The following is a 312-nucleotide window of genomic DNA, read 5'->3' as shown; positions in this document are numbered from 1 at the left end:
CTTTAAATGGTTGACCAGATCATAGTTCTGCTCCAGCTTAAACCGGGGAAAAACTACCTCACGAGTTCTGTTGGTCATGTTGTTGAGCCACTTGTTAATGAGAGTAGGCGAGACCTCTCGTTCAAGAACTTTCATCCCAGAGAGTTTTTGTGGCACAGCAATGAGCATGCTTATGTTGCCCTTATAGGGCAGCTGTAGAACATCACAGTTAAGCTCATGGTCAGCTGCAGCCAGGTAAATACCCTTATTCTGCATCATAGGCACACGAACCTGGTGCTTCTCATTCACCCGGAAGTTACGGTAATGGGTCAG

The 312-nt window shown here is 46.5% G+C and carries 1 protein-coding gene; it reads right to left on the bottom strand.

Annotated features, from left to right (window positions below; all coding sequences use genetic code 11):
• Positions 1-312 (bottom strand): serpin family protein (locus GFJ41_RS21365; protein ID WP_226890302.1); only part of this gene is annotated, 312 nt, incomplete at its 3' end.

Source organism: Paraclostridium dentum (assembly GCF_012922555.1).
Taxonomy (GTDB): Bacteria; Bacillota; Clostridia; order Peptostreptococcales; family Peptostreptococcaceae; genus Paraclostridium; species Paraclostridium dentum.
The sequence above is the reverse complement of the archived record's forward strand: the minus strand, read 5'-3'. Positions and strand labels throughout refer to the sequence as shown.